The organism is Curtobacterium sp. ZW137 (assembly GCF_003762905.1).
Taxonomy (GTDB): domain Bacteria; phylum Actinomycetota; class Actinomycetes; order Actinomycetales; family Microbacteriaceae; genus Curtobacterium.
Genome location: NZ_RJKS01000001.1, coordinates 939,954 through 956,223, shown reverse-complemented (window position 1 = coordinate 956,223; position 16,270 = coordinate 939,954). Strand labels below are relative to the sequence as shown.

The 16,270-nt window shown below is 71.2% G+C and carries 14 protein-coding genes; 8 read left to right on the top strand and 6 right to left on the bottom strand.

Features of this window, described 5'->3' with window-relative positions:
- Nucleotides 1–15 precede the first annotated feature (15 nt).
- The 3 genes from EDF55_RS04465 to EDF55_RS04455 all read left to right on the top strand — a co-directional run bounded on the left by EDF55_RS04465 (nt 16) and on the right by EDF55_RS04455 (nt 1,578).
- Nucleotides 16–828 carry a sigma-70 family RNA polymerase sigma factor gene (locus tag EDF55_RS04465; RefSeq protein ID WP_123653673.1) on the top strand — a complete coding sequence of 271 codons (813 nt, stop codon included), beginning with the start codon at nt 16–18 and terminating at the stop codon, nt 826–828.
- Nucleotides 825–1,067, top strand: a complete 243-nt coding sequence (locus tag EDF55_RS04460) for a zf-HC2 domain-containing protein (protein ID WP_123653672.1) — start codon at nt 825–827, stop codon at nt 1,065–1,067. Before EDF55_RS04465 ends, EDF55_RS04460 begins: the two co-directional genes overlap by 4 nt.
- Before the next feature lie 70 nt (nt 1,068–1,137).
- Nucleotides 1,138–1,578: a GNAT family N-acetyltransferase gene (locus EDF55_RS04455; RefSeq protein ID WP_123653671.1), complete on the top strand. Its 441-nt coding sequence runs from the start codon at nt 1,138–1,140 to the stop codon at nt 1,576–1,578.
- A 274-nt stretch (nt 1,579–1,852) separates the two neighbouring features.
- On the opposite strand, the gene EDF55_RS04450 is transcribed toward EDF55_RS04455, so the two are convergent.
- Nucleotides 1,853–5,569 (bottom strand): multifunctional oxoglutarate decarboxylase/oxoglutarate dehydrogenase thiamine pyrophosphate-binding subunit/dihydrolipoyllysine-residue succinyltransferase subunit, encoded by a 3,717-nt coding sequence (locus tag EDF55_RS04450; protein ID WP_185017110.1) that lies wholly within the window; start codon nt 5,567–5,569, stop codon nt 1,853–1,855.
- Between the two features lie 143 nt (nt 5,570–5,712).
- Here EDF55_RS04450 and EDF55_RS04445 point away from each other — a divergent pair, with 143 nt between their 5' ends.
- Nucleotides 5,713–7,152, top strand: coding sequence for a GuaB1 family IMP dehydrogenase-related protein (locus EDF55_RS04445; RefSeq protein WP_123653670.1), 1,440 nt, complete (start codon nt 5,713–5,715; stop codon nt 7,150–7,152).
- Nucleotides 7,153–7,233: 81 nt separating this feature from the next.
- Here the strand turns inward: EDF55_RS04445 and EDF55_RS04440 are convergent, their stop codons facing one another.
- From EDF55_RS04440 to EDF55_RS04425, 4 genes are all read right to left on the bottom strand, one after another.
- Nucleotides 7,234–8,274, bottom strand: a complete 1,041-nt coding sequence (locus tag EDF55_RS04440) for a hemolysin family protein (protein ID WP_123653669.1) — start codon at nt 8,272–8,274, stop codon at nt 7,234–7,236.
- Entirely contained in the window at nt 8,271–9,641 is a 1,371-nt protein-coding gene (locus EDF55_RS04435; RefSeq protein ID WP_243698376.1) for a hemolysin family protein, read from the bottom strand. Before EDF55_RS04435 ends, EDF55_RS04440 begins: the two co-directional genes overlap by 4 nt.
- A 181-nt stretch (nt 9,642–9,822) precedes the next feature.
- Complete coding sequence (locus tag EDF55_RS04430; protein ID WP_123653668.1) at nt 9,823–10,905, bottom strand: NADH:flavin oxidoreductase/NADH oxidase; 1,083 nt, start codon at nt 10,903–10,905, stop codon at nt 9,823–9,825.
- On the bottom strand, nt 10,902–11,546 hold the full coding sequence (locus tag EDF55_RS04425; protein ID WP_123653667.1) for an HAD family phosphatase: 645 nt from the start codon (nt 11,544–11,546) through the stop codon (nt 10,902–10,904). Before EDF55_RS04425 ends, EDF55_RS04430 begins: the two co-directional genes overlap by 4 nt.
- Nucleotides 11,547–11,570: 24 nt before the next feature.
- Between EDF55_RS04425 and EDF55_RS04420 the strand changes: the two genes are divergently transcribed.
- Nucleotides 11,571–12,416, top strand: a complete 846-nt coding sequence (locus EDF55_RS04420) for an ADP/ATP-dependent (S)-NAD(P)H-hydrate dehydratase (protein ID WP_123653666.1) — start codon at nt 11,571–11,573, stop codon at nt 12,414–12,416.
- A gap of 591 nt (nt 12,417–13,007) precedes the next feature.
- The gene (locus EDF55_RS04415; protein ID WP_123653665.1) at nt 13,008–13,799 is read left to right on the top strand and encodes a glycoside hydrolase family 16 protein; all 792 of its coding nucleotides are present in this window, start codon (nt 13,008–13,010) and stop codon (nt 13,797–13,799) included.
- Between the two features lie 7 nt (nt 13,800–13,806).
- Here EDF55_RS04415 and EDF55_RS04410 read toward each other — a convergent pair whose 3' ends face one another.
- Complete coding sequence (locus EDF55_RS04410) at nt 13,807–14,562, bottom strand: YceI family protein (RefSeq protein WP_123653664.1); 756 nt, start codon at nt 14,560–14,562, stop codon at nt 13,807–13,809.
- A 79-nt stretch (nt 14,563–14,641) separates the two neighbouring features.
- Here EDF55_RS04410 and EDF55_RS04405 point away from each other — a divergent pair, with 79 nt between their 5' ends.
- Complete coding sequence (locus EDF55_RS04405; RefSeq protein WP_123653663.1) at nt 14,642–15,904, top strand: glycosyltransferase 87 family protein; 1,263 nt, start codon at nt 14,642–14,644, stop codon at nt 15,902–15,904.
- Nucleotides 15,901–16,209 carry a thiamine-binding protein gene (locus EDF55_RS04400; RefSeq protein WP_123653662.1) on the top strand — a complete coding sequence of 103 codons (309 nt, stop codon included), beginning with the start codon at nt 15,901–15,903 and terminating at the stop codon, nt 16,207–16,209. The genes EDF55_RS04405 and EDF55_RS04400 overlap by 4 nt, the downstream gene beginning before the upstream one ends.
- The last annotated feature ends 61 nt before the right edge of the window (nt 16,210–16,270 follow it).

The window sequence follows — 16,270 nt, the reverse complement described above, 5'->3', positions numbered from 1 at the left end:
CTAGACTGGCCCGCGATGACCACCGACGAGCCGCAGGCCACACCGCACGACCTGGTCGAGGAGACCGAGGAGCAGCTCGACGCCGTCTCCGAGGAAGCGGCGGCGCTCGAAGCGTCGGACGCTGACGTGGTCGACGCGAAGACCGTGTCCGCGACGGAACTGCGGAGCCTGTTCGAAGACCAGGCGCTGCCGTTCATGGACCAGCTCTACGGCGCCGCGATGCGCATGACGCGGAACCCCGCCGATGCCTCGGACCTCGTGCAGGAGACCTTCGTCAAGGCCTTCGCCGCGTTCCGCCAGTTCCGCCAGGGCACGAACCTCAAGGCGTGGCTGTACCGGATCCTCACGAACACGTTCATCAACACGTACCGCAAGAACCAGCGGAACCCGTACCAGGGCACCATCGACGAGCTCGAGGACTGGCAGCTCGGCGGCGCGGAGAGCGTCACGCAGTCGATCTCCGCACGATCGGCCGAAGCGGACGCGATCGACCACCTGCCGTCCTCCGCCGTGAAGGACGCGCTGCAGGCCATCCCGGAGGACTTCCGGATGGCGGTCTACTTCGCCGATGTCGAGGGCTTCTCCTACCAGGAGATCGCCGACATCATGAAGACCCCCGTCGGGACGGTCATGAGCCGTCTCCACCGTGGTCGCCGGCTCCTCCGGGGGCTCCTGGCGGACCACGCCCGAGAGACCGGCATCGTCCCGGACGCAGCGTCGACGGCGACGATGCGCGGACGAGGCCGGAACACCGCGACCACTGGTCGCACCGCGAACCCGGGCCGCACCGCGGCTCAGGGCCGCACGGATCGAAAGGGTGAACGATGAGCGGCTGCGACTGCTCCAAGGCCAAGGCGGAGCTCGAGGAGTTCCTGCACGACGAACTCCGCCGCGAAGACGCGGCGGACATCCGCGAGCACATGGACGACTGCGAGGACTGCACCACCGAGCACCGCGTGAACGTCGTCCTCATGGAGACCGTGAAGCGCGCGTGCAAGGAGACCGCTCCGGACCAGCTCCGGACCGAGATCCTGGCGCGCATCCGCGTGGAGCAGGCGACGCACTGACACCCGTGCGACGCGTCGTGCGGTGTGCTCCCGGCGTCACACGGTGTGTGGCGTCGGTAGGGTCGCCAGCATGACCTTCTCCGTCGAGTCGATCACCAGCTGGTCCGACCCGGACGTCGCCGACGTCGCCGCCCTCGTCCGGACCCTCGGGCACACCGCGGACGAGTCCGCGATGCGCGCCCGGCTCGAACGCCTGACCGCCGAGGCGGGCCACCGCACGTGGTTGGTGCGCGACGACGACGGCCGCGCGGTGGCCGTCGCGGGAGCGCAGGTCACGTGGGCGTACGCGTCCGACGAGCCGACGGCGCAGCTGCTCCTGCTGGTGGTCGACCCCACGGCCAGGAGGCTCGGCACCGGTTCCGCGCTCATCAGCACGTTCGAGACGTGGGCCGTTTCGCAGGGCGCCCGGCAGCTGTCCGCCGTCAGTGCGGCCGCGACCGACAGCGCGCACCGCTTCTACCAGAAGCGCGGCTACCACGACGCGGGGGTGCGCTACACGCGCATCGTGTAGCGGCGCGCTGCGCGCGCCGCACCCGCGCGGGTCGTTCCGTGCGTGGTGAGTCGAATCGCGCGTAGGAGGTGAGAACTTCCGACCCGCTACGCGCGAATCGCCTTCCCAGTGCACCCGAGATGGGAAGGAACGCGCGACGTGCGTGGCGGAGGCGTGACGAGCCTCCCGGCGGATCCGAGCGGACGACGCGCCCCCGGACGCACAACGCGCCCCGCTGTGACGGGGCGCGTTGTCTGCGCGAGGGCGCGAAGCCGGTGTCCGGCGAGCCGAGGGGCTACCCGAGGGCCTTCGTGATCACCTCGGTCGCCTCGTGGGCGCTGCGCTTCGAGGAACCCGTCGCGGGTGCCGCACTGGCCGCGCGCGACGCGACCGAGAGCGGGCGTCCGTCGAGGTGCGGCGAGAGGTTCATGCACACGAACGGCCAGGCGCCCTGGTTCTCCGGCTCTTCCTGCGCCCACACGACGTCGGCGTTCGGGTAGCTGCCGAGGACCTCGAGGATGCGCTCGAGGGGGAGCGGGGCGAGCTGCTCGAGCCGCACGAGGGCGACGTCGGTCGTCCCGCGCTTGTCGAGCTCGGCGCGGAGGTCGTGGTGCACCTTGCCGGAGTGCAGGACCACGCGGCGCACGGCACCCTTGTCGGTGATGTGCGCGTCGTCGAGGACCTCTTCGAAGGTCCCGCTCGTGAAGTCCTCCACCGCGCTCGTCGCCTGACGGAGTCGCAGCATCGCCTTCGGGCTGAACACGATGAGCGGCTTCTGCGGGCGCTCCCAGGCCTGGCGGCGGAGCAGGTGGAAGTACGACGCCGGCGTCGACGGGCGTGCCACGACCATGTTGTCCTCGGCACAGAGCTGCAGGTAGCGCTCGATGCGTGCGGACGAGTGGTCCGGCCCCTGGCCCTCGTAGCCGTGCGGCAGGAGCAGGACGAGGCCGGAGCGCTGTCCCCACTTCTGCTCTGCGGAGGAGATGAACTCGTCGATGACCGTCTGCGCGCCGTTGGCGAAGTCGCCGAACTGCGCTTCCCAGAGCACGAGCGCCTCGGGCCGTTCGACCGAGTAGCCGTACTCGAACGCCATCGCCGCGTACTCGCTGAGCAGCGTGTCGTAGATGTAGAAGCGGGCCTGGTCCTCGGTCAGGTTCGACAGCGGCAGCCACTCCTGGCCGTTCACGCGGTCGTGGAAGACCGCCTGGCGCTGGACGAACGTGCCGCGGCGGGCGTCCTGCCCGGCGAGCCGGACCGGCTTGCCCTCGGTGAGGATCGAGCCGATCGCCATGAGCTCGGCCATCGCCCAGTCGACGCCGCCCTTGCGGGTCATGTCGGTGCGCTTGGTCAGCAGGGCCTGCAGCTTCGGGTGCACCTGGAACCCGGCGGGCGGGTTGCCGTGCGCGTCGCCGATGAGCTCGACGAGTTCCTGCGAGATCGCGGTCTCGTGGACGTCGTTCTCCGAGTCGTCGCGCTGCGAGGTCGGGCGTTCGAGCCCCTGCACGGCGCCGTCGTCGTCGACGGTGATGACCGGGATGGTGCCCGTCTGCGCTTCGTGCGTCTCCGCGAACGCGCGCTCGAGGCGGTCCTGGAAGTCGCGGTGCGCTTCGTCGTACTCCTCTTGCGTGATGTCGCCGCGGCCGACGAGCGCCTCGGTGAACAGGGTGCGGACGGAACGCTTCGCCTCGATCAGGTTGTACATCAGCGGCTGCGTCATCGAGGGGTCGTCGCCCTCGTTGTGGCCGCGTCGGCGGTAGCAGACCAGGTCGATGACGACGTCGCGGTGGAACTCGTCGCGGTACGCGAACGCGAGGTCCGCGACACGTGCCACGGCTTCGGGGTCGTCGCCGTTCACGTGGAAGATCGGCGCCTGGATCGTCTTCGCCACGTCGGTCGAGTACACCGAGGTGCGCCCGGAGTCCGGCGGGGTGGTGAAGCCGACCTGGTTGTTGATGACGAGGTGCACGGTGCCGCCGGTGCGGTACCCGCGGAGCTGGGACATCTGCAGCGTCTCGACGACGACGCCCTGGCCGGCCATCGCCGCGTCGCCGTGCACGAGCACGGGGAGCACACCGAAGGTGCCGGCGGGCTTCCGGTCCTGCTTGGCGCGGACGATGCCCTCGAGCACGCCGTCCACCGCTTCGAGGTGGGACGGGTTCGCGGCGATCGTGATCGGGATCGACGTGCCGTCGGAGGCGCGGAACACGCCTTCGGTACCGACGTGGTACTTGACGTCGCCGGAGCCCTGGCCCTGCACGGCGCCGGGGAGCGTGGTGCCCTCGAACTCGCGGAAGATCTGGCCGTAGGTCTTGCCGGCGATGTTCGTCAGCACGTTGAGACGACCGCGGTGCGCCATCCCGATCGCGACCTCTTCGAGCCCGGCGAGCGCTGCCTGCTGGATGAGGGTGTCGAGGAACGCGATCGTGGACTCGCCGCCCTCGAGCGAGAAGCGCTTCTGGCCGACGTACTTCGTCTGCAGGAAGGTCTCGAACGCCTCGGCCTCGTTGAGCTTGCCGAGGACGCGGAGCTGTTCTTCCTTCGACGGCTTCGAGTACGGGACCTCGATGCGGGACTGCACCCAGCGGCGCTGTTCCGGGTCCTGGATGTGCATGTACTCGATGCCGACGGTGCGGCAGTAGGCGTCCCGGAGGACCCCGAGGATGTCGCGGAGCGGCGCGGTCGTGGTGCCGGCGAGGCCGCCGGTGACGAACTCGCGGTCGAGGTCCCAGAACGTCAGCCCGTGGCTCTCGATCTCGAGGTCGGGGTGGGTGCGCTGGCGGTACTCGAGCGGGTCGACGTCGGCCATCAGGTGTCCGCGGACCCGGAAGCTGTTGATGAGCTCCTGCACGCGGGCCGTCTTGCCGACGCGGTGCGCCAGGTCGACGTTGATGTCGTTCGCCCACTGGATCGGCTTGTACGGGATCCGGAGGGCGGAGAAGATGCCCTCGTAGAAGCCGTGTTCGCCGATGAGCCGCTCGTGCACCTTCTTCAGGTACTCGCCCGACCCGGCGCCCTGGATGACGCGGTGGTCGTAGGTGCTCGTCAGCGTGATGGTCTTGCCGACGCCGAGCTCGACGAGGGTCTTCGGCGCGGACCCCTGGAACTGCGCGGGGTACTCGAGCGCGCCGGCGCCGATGATCGCGCCCTGGCCCTTGGTGAGGCGGGGGACCGAGTGCACGGTGCCGATGCCGCCCGGGTTCGTCAGGGAGATCGTGGTGCCCTGGAAGTCCGTCGGGGTGAGCTTGTTGTCGCGGGCTCGCTTGACCAGGTCTTCGTAGGCGGTGAGGAACTGGCCGAACGTCAGGGTCTCCGCGCGCTTGATGCTCGGGACGAGGAGCGAGCGGGTGCCGTCCTTCTTCGGGACGTCGATCGCGATGCCCAGGTTGACGTGCGCGGGCTGCACGACGAAGGGCTTGCCGTCGCGCTCCTCGTAGAAGACGTTCTGGCTCGGGAAGTCCTTGAGCGCCTGGACCATCGCCCAGCCGATGAGGTGCGTGAAGGAGATCTTGCCGCCGCGGGCACGGCGCAGGTGGTTGTTGACGACGATCCGGTTGTCGATCATCAGCTTCGCCGGGATCGTCCGGACGCTGGTCGCCGTCGGGACCGTGAGCGAGGCGTCCATGTTCGAGGCCAGCGTCTTCGCCATGCCGCGGAGCGGGGTCGCCACGTCTTCGTGGGTCTCCTCGTGGTCGTCGGCCTCGTCGTTGGCCTCGGCCGGGATCGGCTGCGGCGACGGCTGCTTCGACGTCGTCCGGGCCTGGATCTGGCCGCCCTTGCCCTCGGCGGGGGCGGCGTCCGACTGCGCGGGAGCCGAGGCGGCAGGCGCCGAGCCCGCGTCCGCGGGAGCGCTCTTGCCGGCGGCACTCTGGTGGTAGCTCTCGAGGACCGGCCACCAGGACTTGTCGACCGAGTCCTTGTCGGCGATGAACTGCTCGTAGAGCTCGTCCACGAGCCACTCGTTCGCGCCGAATTCGCCCGCGGTCTCGTCAGTTCCGGTCAGATGGCTCGACACAGCCGATCGCCCACTCTCCGTCGATTGATGCTCGTGTGTGTCGTGCGGCGCAACCCTGCCCCGCACGACGTCAAGCGTAGCCGTTTCCACATGTCCGTTCGGTGTCAGCCCGAGGCATGTCGTCGAGCAGTACGGTGGGCCGCATGAGGTTCTACGAGACCCGGCCGACGCACGACCTGACGTACTCCGACGTGTTCCTCGTCCCGAGCCGATCCGCCGTGACGAGCCGCTTCGACGTGGACCTCGCCGCGAACGACGGCTCGGGCGCCACGATCCCGATCGTCAGCGCGAACATGAACTCGGTCACGGGCCCCCGGCTCGCGGCCACCCTCGCCCGACGGGGCGGGCTCGGGGTGCTCCCGCAGGACATGCACCTGCAGGACCTCGACGCCGCGATCCGCTGGGTCAAGGACCAGCCCGTCGACTTCGACACCGCCGTCGAGATGGGGCCGGACACCACCGTCGCGGAGACCCTCGAGCAGCTCCTGCCCGTCGCCGGCCGCGGGGTCGTGGTCCGGGGCGGTGACGGCGACTACCTCGGGTGCGTCCCCGCCACCCGGCTCGGCACCGCCGGCCCCGACGCCACGCTCCGCGACCTGCTGCACGGCGCCTCCACGGGCATCGACGCCGAGGACGCCGGCACCCCGCGGCACGTCTACGACGTCCTCACCGCGGCGGGCGCGGACTTCGCGCCGGTGACCCGGCACGGCCACGTCGTCGGCACCACCAGCCCGACCAGCGCGATCCGGTCGAGCATCTACCGTCCGGCGGTGGACGCCTCCGGTCGGCTCCGTGTCGGCGCCGCGATCGGCATCAACGGCGACGTCGCGGCCAAGGCGCAGGCCCTCGCCGCTGCCGGCGTCGACGTCCTCGTGCTCGACACCGCCCACGGCCACCAGGAAGGGATGCTCCGCGCGCTCCGCACCGTCGCCGCCCTCGACCTCGGGATCCCGCTGGTCGCCGGCAACGTCGTCACCGCGGACGCCGTCCACCACCTCGTCGAGGCGGGCGCGTCGATCATCAAGGTCGGTGTGGGCCCCGGTGCCATGTGCACGACCCGGATGATGACCGCGGTCGGGCGTCCGCAGTTCTCCGCCGTGCTCGAGACCGCCGCGGCGGCGAAGGCCCTCGGCGCGCACGTCTGGGCCGACGGCGGCGTGCGGTACCCCCGTGACGTCGCACTCGCCCTGGCCGCGGGCGCGAGCGCGGTGATGATCGGCTCGTGGTTCGCCGGCACGCTCGAAGCGCCCGGTGTCCTCCGGCGCGACGCGAAGGGCGCCGCCTACAAGGAGAGCTGGGGCATGGCGTCCGCCAAGGCCGTGCGCGAACGCTTCGAGCGCCTCGACCCGTACGAGCGGGCACGCAAGGCGCTCTTCGCCGAGGGCATCTCCTCCTCGACGATCTACCTCGACCCGGAGCGGCCGAGCGTGGAGGACCTCCTCGACATGATCACGACGGGCGTCCGCAGCTCCGCCACGTACGCGGGCGCGACGAGCCTCGCGGAGTTCCACGACCGTGCGCTCGTCGGCATCCAGTCCGCCGCCGGGTACGAAGAGGGCAAGCCGCTCCCCGTCAGCTGGTAGGGGCACCACACCCGACCCCGTGACGGACGGGAGGCCCGGTGCCAGCTGGCACCGAGCCTCCCGTCCGCTTGTCCGGAGCGTCTACCGGCGTCTGGTCGCGTCCTCGACGGTGCCGACGAGCTCCTCGAGGATGTCCTCGAGGAACAGGACGCCCGTCGTCCGGCCGTCCGCGTCGAACGCCCGCGCCACGTGGCGGCCTGCGGCGCGCATCGTGGCAAGCGCGTCCTCGAGGTCCATCTCGGTGTAGAGCGAGATGAGCTGGCGGATGCGCTTCGGGGGCACCGGGTCGTCGAACTCGTCGGGGCGCAGGTCGATGACGTCCTTGACGTGCACGTAGCCGGTCGGCTCACCGGTCTCGCCGGTCAGCACGTAGCGGGAGAACCCGCGCTGCGCGACCGCGCGTTCGACGTCAGCGGGGGTGGCGTCCTCGGGGAGCGTGACCAGCTCGGACATCGGCACTGCGATGTCCCGGACCTTCTTCTCGGTGAACTCGAACGCCATCCGGAGCGTGCCGCCGTCGTCGGACAGCGTGCCCTCGCGGCGGGACTGCTCGACGATGGTCTGCACCTCCTCGACGGTGTAGGCGCTGACCGCCTCGTCCTTCGGCTCCACCTTGAACAGCCGGAGCACGGCGTTCGCGATCTCGTTGAGGCCGACGACGACCCAGTGCAGGCCGTGGCCGATGTACCAGAGCGTCGGCACGAGGAGCAGGGCCGCACGGTCGGGCATCGAGAACGAGATGTTCTTCGGCACCATCTCGCCGAAGACCACGTGCAGGAACGAGACGAGCAGCAGCGTGAAGACGAACGCCACGATGCCGATCACCTCGACGCTCCACCCGGTCAGGTGCAGCGGGACCTCGAGCAGGTGGTGGATCGCCGGCTCGGAGACGTTGAGGATGAGCAGCGAGCACACGGTGATGCCGAGCTGGGTGGTCGCGAGCATCCGGGTCGCGTGCTCCATCGCCCACAGGGTCATCTGCGCGGCGCGGGAGCCCTCTTCGGCACGGGGCTCGATCTGGGAGCGGCGTGCGGAGATCACGGCGAACTCGGCCGCGACGAAGTAGGCGTTGCCCGCGAGCAGGACGAACAGCCAGAAGATGCCCCACCAGTCGCTGCTCATCGGGTGCTCTCCTTCTGCTTGCTCTTCGCGGACGAGTTCGGGATCGTCACGCCGCCGGGCGGGGTGTCCGTGGGGGTCGGCGTCCAGCGGACCCGGTCGACCCGCCGTCCGTCGAGGCGCTCGACGCGGAACACGCCGTCCTCGAGCGGGACCTCGTCGCCGACGACCGGCAGCCGCCCGAGTGTCGACATGATGAAGCCGCCGACGGTCTCGTAGGGGCCGTCCTCGGGGACCTTGACCCCGGCGCGGTCCTCGAGCTCGTCGGGACGGAGCAGCCCGGGGAAGGTCAGCCAGTTGCGGGAACGGACGACGTCGATGCGGGCGCGGTCGTGCTCGTCCGACACCTCGCCGACGATCTCCTCGATGAGGTCCTCGAGCGTGACGACCCCGGCGGTGCCGCCGTACTCGTCGACGACGATGACCATCTGGTAGCCGCGACCGCGCACCTCGGTGAGGAGCGTGTCACCGGGCATCGTCTCGGGGACCCGCTCGGCGTCGGTCATCAGCGCGCCGACGGGGACCTCCGGACGCTTCTCACGCGGGACGGCGACGGCCTGCTTGACGTGCACGATCCCGACGACGTCGTCCGCGTCCTCCTCGATGACGGGGAAGCGGCTGAAGCCGGTCCGGCGGGCGAGCGTGATGACGTCCTCGGCGGACTCCGAGACCCGGATCGTGGACAACCGCGGGCGCGGGGTCATCACGTCGCTGGCGTCGAGCTCGGAGAAGGACAGCGTGCGCTGGAGGAGCGTCGCGGTGTCCTGTTCGAGCGAGCCCTCGGACGCCGAACGACGGAGCAGCGAGGTGAGCTCCTCGGCGCTGCGCGCACCGGAGAGCTCCTCCTGCGGCTCGATGCCGATCGCGCGGAGCACGGCGTTCGCGGTGCCGTTCAGCACGGCGACCGCTGGCTTGAAGACCGTCGTGAACGCGATCTGCAGCGGCACCACGAGCTTCGCGGTCTGCAGCGGCAGCGCGAGCGCGAAGTTCTTCGGCACGAGCTCGCCGAGGATCATCGAGAGCAGCGTCGCGATGACGAGCGCCACGATCGAGCCGACCGTCTCGACGATCCCCTCGGGGAGCGCCAGCGCCAGGAACGGTGCCTCGAGCAGCTTCGCGATCGACGGCTCGAGCAGGTAGCCGGTCAGCAGCGTCGTCAGCGTGATGCCGAGCTGTGCGCTGGACAGGTGCGTCGAGGTGACCTTGAGCGCACCGATGACCGGCGCGAGGCCGGGCTCCCCGCGGTCACGGCGCGCCTCGACGTCGGCGCGGTCGAGGTTCACGAGTGCGAACTCCGACGCGACGAAGACGCCGGTGCCGAGCGTCAGCAGGATGCCACCGACGAGCATGACGATGTCGATGGGGCTCATCGGGTCCACCCCCGGGGGCTGGACGTGCTCCGCGAGCGGACAGCGCTGCGGGCACACGACGAGTCAGGGCAGCTCACTGAGTGAGCGCCGGATGAGTGGTGGGGCGAAGAAGGATTCGGAGGATCGTCCACAGTGGTCATCATCGTAATCACGAGGTCGGGCCGGAACCCGAGAATCCGCCCTACTTCGTGACGCTTGCTCGGTGGTACTGCTGGGGCTCGTAGTCGAGTTCGACCCCGAGCTCGACCGCCGCACGGAGCGGGAAGCCCGGGTCACGGAGGAACTCACGCCCGACCATCACCACGTCGGCCTGCCCGGTCGCCACGATCTGCTCGGCCTGGAACGCCTCGGAGATCATCCCGACGGCGATCGTGCCGATGCCGGCGTTCCGCTTGATCTCCGCGGCGAAGGGTACCTGGTAGCCCGGGCCGACGGGGATCGGCGCACTCGCGACGTTGCCGCCGGTCGAGACGTCGGCGAGGTCGGCACCGTGCTCGGCGGCCCAGCGGGCGACCTCGGTGACCTCGTCGAGCGTCAGACCGCCGTCGGTCCAGTCGGTCGCGGAGAAGCGGACGACGATCGGGAAGCCCTCGCCGACCTCGGCACGCACGGCGTCGACCACGTCGAGCAGCGCGCGGGCCCGGTTCTCGAGCGAGCCCCCGAACTCGTCGGTGCGGTGGTTGCTCAGCGGGGAGAGGAACTGGTGCAGGAGGTACCCGTGCGCGGCGTGCAGCTCGACGAGGTCGAAGCCCGCCTCCACGGCACGACGTGCGGCGACGGCGAAGCCGACCGCGACGAGGCGGATGTCCTCGGTGGAGAGCTCGCGCGGGACGTCGTACCCCGGGAACGCCTCGGCGGACGGGCCGACGGCGGTCCAGCCGCCCTCGGACGCCGGGACCGTGCCGTGGGACGATTCCCAGGGGCGGTAGGTCGAGGCCTTGCGGCCCGCGTGGGCGAGCTGCACGCCGGCCGCGGCGCCCTGCGAGTGGATGAAGTCGACGATCGGGCGGAACGCGTCGCGCTGCTCGTCGTTCCAGAGGCCGAGGTCCTGCGGGCTGATCCGTCCCTCCGGCACGACCCCGGTGGCCTCGACGACGACCGCGCCGGCGCCGCCCTTGGCGAACCCGCCGAGGTGCACGAGGTGCCACGGCGTCGGGACGCCGTCCTGCTGCTCGACCGAGTACTGGCACATCGGCGAGACCCAGATGCGGTTGCGGACCGTCAGGTCGCGGATGGTGATCGGCTCGAACAGGGCGTGCGTCACGCGGTGGCTCCTTCGTGCGGGGTGGCCGTCACCGACAGCTCCTCCAGGAACCCCCGGAGCAGCGCTGGTGACGTGTAGTGGTGGCCGACCGCCCCGATCGCTTCCGCGCCGGCGGCGTTCTCGGCCCTGTTGTCCACGAACACCATCTGCGACGGCTCGATTCCCAGACGCTCGCAGGTGTCGCGGTAGATGGACAGGTCGGGCTTCAGCACGTGTTCCTCGGCGCTCACCACGACGGTCTCGAACAGCGACCCCATCGGTGACCGCCGGTACGGGTCCCCGAAGTCGAACCCGGCGTTCGACAGGAGCGCCAGCCGGGTGCCGGCGTCGTGCAGCTCCTCGACGAGGTCGAGCACCGCGGGGTCGACCTCGAACCAGCCCGTGTAGTCGATCGCCCAGAGCCGGTGGATCTCGCTGACGGACCAGGACCGGCCGGTGCGGGCAGCGATCGCGCGCCAGTACTCCAGCACGCTGAGGTCGCCGCGGTCCAGGTCGTGGCGGAGCTCCTGGTAGACGGGGAAGAGTTCGTCCTCCGGCAGCCCGGTGGCCTCGAGCAGGGCGTCCCGCGCGGCGGTGGGCGTGCGGCTGATCACCTCGCCGTAGTCGAACACGACGACACGACCGGGCAGGAACAGGCTCATGCGCTCCACCGTAACGTGGGGTCGATGAACGACTTCGTGCCCTTCTCCGTGTCCGACGCCGCCGCGTGGACGACCGCGCCGACCGGGGAGTCCACGAAGTACCGGCGAGGGGTGCTCGGCGTCGCGACCGGTTCGGCCGCCTACCCGGGTGCGGCGATCATGGGCGTCGACGCGGCCGTGCACACCGGGGTGGGGATGGTCCGGTACGTCGGACCCGACCGTGCGACGGACTTCGTGCTCGCCCGCCGTCCCGAGGTCGTGTCCGGCATCGGCCGCGTGCAGGCCTGGTTGGTCGGGTCCGGGATCTCGGCGTCCTCGCTCGGTTCGCTCGACCCGGCGACCGCTGCCGCCTTCGAGCACGCGTCCGAGGACGGCGTCCCGGTGGTCGTCGACGCCGGGGCGATCCCGCTGGTCGACCTCGGACCGCTCGCGGTGCTGACGCCGCACGCGGGGGAGCTCGCCGCGCTGCTGCACGTCTCCCGTGATGCAGTCGAGGAGGACCCGCGGGGCTCCGCGCTCCGCGCCGCCGAGCAGACCGGGAGCGTCGTGCTCCTCAAGGGCTCCGACACGCACGTCGTCACCCCGGACGGGTCCGTGCGGCTCGTCGCGTCCTCCGCCACGCCGTGGCTCGCCGCCGCCGGCGCGGGGGACGTCCTCGGTGGGGTGCTCGGGGCGCTCGTGGCCACCCGGGCGGGCTCCGGGGAGGTCGGTCCGGCGGACCTCGCGCACCTCGCGGCGGCCGCGGCGGTCGTGCACGGCACCGCGGCGCGGCGGGCGTCCGGCGGTGGGCCGTTCACGATGACGACGCTCATCGAGGCGCTGCCCGGTGTCGTCCGTGACCTCCTCGTGACCGGGGACGCGCCCGCCTGAGGCGCGCCGGGGTCGCCCGCTGCCGAGCCGGAGCGACAGGGTCGCTGTCGTACGACAGCACGGTTGTCGGTGTGCGGCGCGGCGCGCGGCGCGCGGCGGGAGCGCGGCGGGCGTGAGCGGCGCGCGGTGGCCGCCGCGTGCACTGGTCGCGACCACGGCCGGCCGGGAGGCTCGGTGGCGGACGGGTGCCGAGCCTCCAGGCCGGTGGGGTGTGCGTCCACGGCACGTGCGTGCGCATGTTCCGACACCGCGCCGGTCGATCGACTCCTGCGGTGTCGGAAGGCATCAGCGCACCCGCGGGGACGCGGCGCGTGCTCGCGGGAAGCCGCAACGACCGCGGGATCACGCATGCGGCGCGGGAGCCCGCACCGATCCCGCTGGCGGGGTGCGGGGTCCTCGTGGTGGACCCGGTGGACGCGTAGACAGACCTGTGAGGGACACCGCCGGACCGCAACCACGGGCCGGTCCGGTCCCCGGAACCGCTCGACCCAGAAAGCGATCCACGACCATGCAGGACGCACACCGCGCCGTGCGCCACGTCGATGACGACGACGGCAGCACCGCAGCTCCCACCCGACGCCGGGACGACCGATGAAGGTCTCCAGGTCACTGCTCGTGTTCGCCGCGGTCATCGCCGCCGGTGTCACCCTCGGCACCGTCTCCACGGCCGATGCCCGCGGGTGGGTGGGCGACCCCGCCTCGCCCTCCGCGACGTCGGTGTCCGCGCCGACCCCGACGCCCACCGTGCCGGCGAACGGCGCCGCCCCGACCTTCTCCGAGGACTTCGACACCCCGGCAGCTGCTGGTGGGCAGTTCGCCACCACCTACGCGGGGTCCTGGCAGCCGTACCCGGACGGCATGGCCAACCGGTACTGGTCGAACGAGATCATCAGCGCGCACGACGGCTACATGGACGTCGCGATGGACGGCAAGCGCGGGGCGGCCGGCACGTTCGGCACCCCGACGGGCGCGTGGGGACACGTCGGCGGGACGTTCAGCGTCCGGGCCCGGGCCACCGGGGGCGACGGCAACGGTGCCGCGTTCCTGCTGTGGCCGACCTCGAACGTCTGGTCCGAGGGGGAGGTCGACTTCCCCGAGGGCACGTTCCAGGGGACCGTCGGCGCGTTCAGTCACTCGATGGTGAAGGGCCAGGAACGGAGCGCGGTCGGGCTGCACACGGACGCGACGTGGCGGCAGTGGCACACCTACACGACCGAGTGGATCCCGGGGGAGGCGGTCCGCTACTACGTGGACGGGCAGATCGTCCTCACGGTGACACAGCACGTGCCGACCACGGCGCACCGGTTCATGTTCCAGATCGGCAACTGGGGGAAGCCAGGGCACCTCGAGATCGACTGGGTGAAGACCTGGGACCGTTCCTAGGCGGACGTCACCCCGCGGGCGTCGCGTGGACGAGGAACTCGACCGTGCCGTCGTCGTCGACCTTGACGAACCCGAGGCTCGGGGCCTGCACGCCGTAGTCGGCGAAGGTGATCGGGATCGAGCCGGAGATGTCGACACTGTCGCCGTTCAGGCCGACCTCGAGCGTCGCGGTGACCGCCTTCGTGACGCCGTGGAGCGTCAGGTTCCCGCTCGCCTCGACCTGCTTCGTACCGGAACCGGTGGGGACCGCGTCGGCGATCGGACCGGTGAGCGTGAACGTCGCGGTGGGGAACGCCGAGGTGTCGAGCGCGGAGTCGCGGAAGTACGAGTCGCGCTGGGCGGAGTCGGTGGCGATGTCGGCGACCTGCACCGTGATCGCGGCCGCGGTGATCGAGGAGCCGTCCACCGTGGCGGTGCCCGTCACGCTGTCGGTGCGGCCGGTGACCGTGACGTCCGAACCGTTCAGCACCTCGTGCAGGCGGTAGCCGGCCTCCGAGTCCCCGCCGACGGTCCAGGTGCCCGCGAGGTCGCTCGCATCGAGCGTCGAGGGGGCGCGGCTGGCGGCGACGCTCGGTGCGGCCGAGGCCTTCGCGTTCTCGGTGTTCGAGTACACGTTCGTGCCGATCAGGACGCCGGCGACGCCGAGGACGACGACGGCTGCGGCGACGGAGATCCAGATGGTGGCGGTGCGGCGGCGGCGGGTGGGCTTCGGCTGGCGCCCGTTGCCGCTCCGCGGGTGCTCGGGGGTCCCGTTCGTGGTCACGGGGAGACGGTGACACGTCACTCTCGGGAAGTGCTGGGTGTCGCCGCTCCGCTCATCCGGTGCTCGCTACGCTCATCCGGTGCTGAAGTCGCGCTGGTTCGAGGTCGTCTGCTTCGCCGTGGCGTTCGTGATCGTGCACGCGGTGCTGTGGTGGCTGACGTCGGTGACGGCGAACCTCCCGCTGGGTGACGTGACGATCACCTACCGGCGCTGGATCGAGACCGGGCTGCACGCGCACTCCTGGGTCGGGATCGACTCGGACTGGGTCTACCCGATCGTCGCGATCGTGCCGATGGCCGCGGCGGCACTCGGCGGGGTCGCGGCCATCGGCACCGGCTGGCTCCTGCTCATGGTCCTGCTCGACGCTGTCGCCTGCTGGTTCCTCTGGCGGTTCCGCGCGCTCGGCGTCCGCGTCGTCTGGTGGTGGCTGGTGTTCCTGCTGGCGCTCGGCCCGATCGGCCTCGGGCGGATCGACACCGTCGCGACCGCCGTGGCGCTCGTCGGTGTGGCGTACGTCGCCTCCCGTCCCGCCGTCGCCTCGGCCGTGTTCACCGTCGCGGCGTGGATCAAGGTGTGGCCGGCCGCGCTCGTCGGGGTGCTCCTCGTCCTGCGGCGCGGACACCGGCGGGGTGTGCTCACGGGTGCGCTCACCGTCACCGCACTCGTCGTGCTCGTCGACGTGCTGTTCGGCGGCGCCGCACACCTGCTCTCGTTCGTCGGGCAGCAGTCCGGCCGTGCGCTCCAGATCGAGGCGCCCCTCGCGACGCCGTTCATGTGGGTGGCCGCCGCGCACGTGCCCGGCGCCGCGGTGTTCTACGACACCGAGATCCTGACGTTCGAGGTGTCCGGCACGGGGACCCACCTCGCCGCGGCCGTGTCGACGCCGCTGATGGCGCTCGTCGTGCTGGCCGGGTTCGGGCTGGCGGTCTGGGCGGTCGCGCGCGGCGCCAAGCGCGCCGAGGTCGCTCCGGCGCTCGCGCTGCTGCTCGTCGCGGCGCTGGTCGCCACGAACAAGGTGGGGTCGCCGCAGTACATCGGGTGGTTCGCGGTGCCGATCGTGTGGGGGCTCGTCGCCGGGCGGGGGAGTGCGCGTCGCTTCCTGACCGTGGCCGTGCTCGCGCTGCCGATGGCGTTCCTGACGCAGCTGATCTATCCCGCGTACTACGACCAGGTGCTCACCGTGCAGCCGTGGATCCTCGTGGTGCTCACCGTGCGGAACGTGCTCGAGGTCGTGATCCTGGTCTGGGCGGTGGTGCTCGTGGTGCGGCTGGGGCTCCTCGCGAAGCGATCCCGCGACACGGACGGGCGGCCGACGGTCGCCGAGGGCAGGATGGACGCATGATCGTCGCGTTCTCCATCGCTCCGTCCGGCGGCCCGTCCGCGTCCTCCGACGGCTCCGTCCACGATGCGGTCGCCGCCGCAGTGCGGGTCGTGCGGGAGTCCGGGCTGCCGAACCGCACCTCCTCGATGTTCACCGAGATCGAGGGTTCGTGGGACGAGTGCATGGCCGTGGTGAAGGCCGCGACCGACGCCGTCCTGCCCTTCGGGACCCGCGTCTCGCTCGTGCTCAAGGCCGACATCCGGCCCGGACACACCGGTGAGCTGGACGGCAAGATCGAGCGGCTCGAAGCGGCGCTCGACGCCTGAGTCTCCCGGCGTGCACGCCCGGGACCCTGTGCCCCGATCTGGGGTCGACTGGGAGTTGGCT

Excerpts from the sequence above, each read along its gene's own strand:
- EDF55_RS04400 (WP_123653662.1), top strand. The coding sequence starts at position 15,901 with ATGATCGTCGCGTTCTCCATCGCTCCGTCCGGCGGCCCGTCCGCGTCC.
- EDF55_RS04465 (WP_123653673.1), top strand. The coding sequence starts at position 16 with ATGACCACCGACGAGCCGCAGGCCACACCGCACGACCTGGTCGAGGAG.
- EDF55_RS04455 (WP_123653671.1), top strand. The coding sequence starts at position 1,138 with ATGACCTTCTCCGTCGAGTCGATCACCAGCTGGTCCGACCCGGACGTC.
- EDF55_RS04420 (WP_123653666.1), top strand. The coding sequence starts at position 11,571 with ATGAACGACTTCGTGCCCTTCTCCGTGTCCGACGCCGCCGCGTGGACG.
- EDF55_RS04415 (WP_123653665.1), top strand. The coding sequence starts at position 13,008 with ATGAAGGTCTCCAGGTCACTGCTCGTGTTCGCCGCGGTCATCGCCGCC.
- EDF55_RS04445 (WP_123653670.1), top strand. The coding sequence starts at position 5,713 with ATGAGGTTCTACGAGACCCGGCCGACGCACGACCTGACGTACTCCGAC.
- EDF55_RS04425 (WP_123653667.1), bottom strand. The coding sequence starts at position 11,546 with ATGAGCCTGTTCCTGCCCGGTCGTGTCGTCGTGTTCGACTACGGCGAG.
- EDF55_RS04440 (WP_123653669.1), bottom strand. The coding sequence starts at position 8,274 with ATGAGCAGCGACTGGTGGGGCATCTTCTGGCTGTTCGTCCTGCTCGCG.
- EDF55_RS04460 (WP_123653672.1), top strand. The coding sequence starts at position 825 with ATGAGCGGCTGCGACTGCTCCAAGGCCAAGGCGGAGCTCGAGGAGTTC.
- EDF55_RS04435 (WP_243698376.1), bottom strand. The coding sequence starts at position 9,641 with ATGAGCCCCATCGACATCGTCATGCTCGTCGGTGGCATCCTGCTGACG.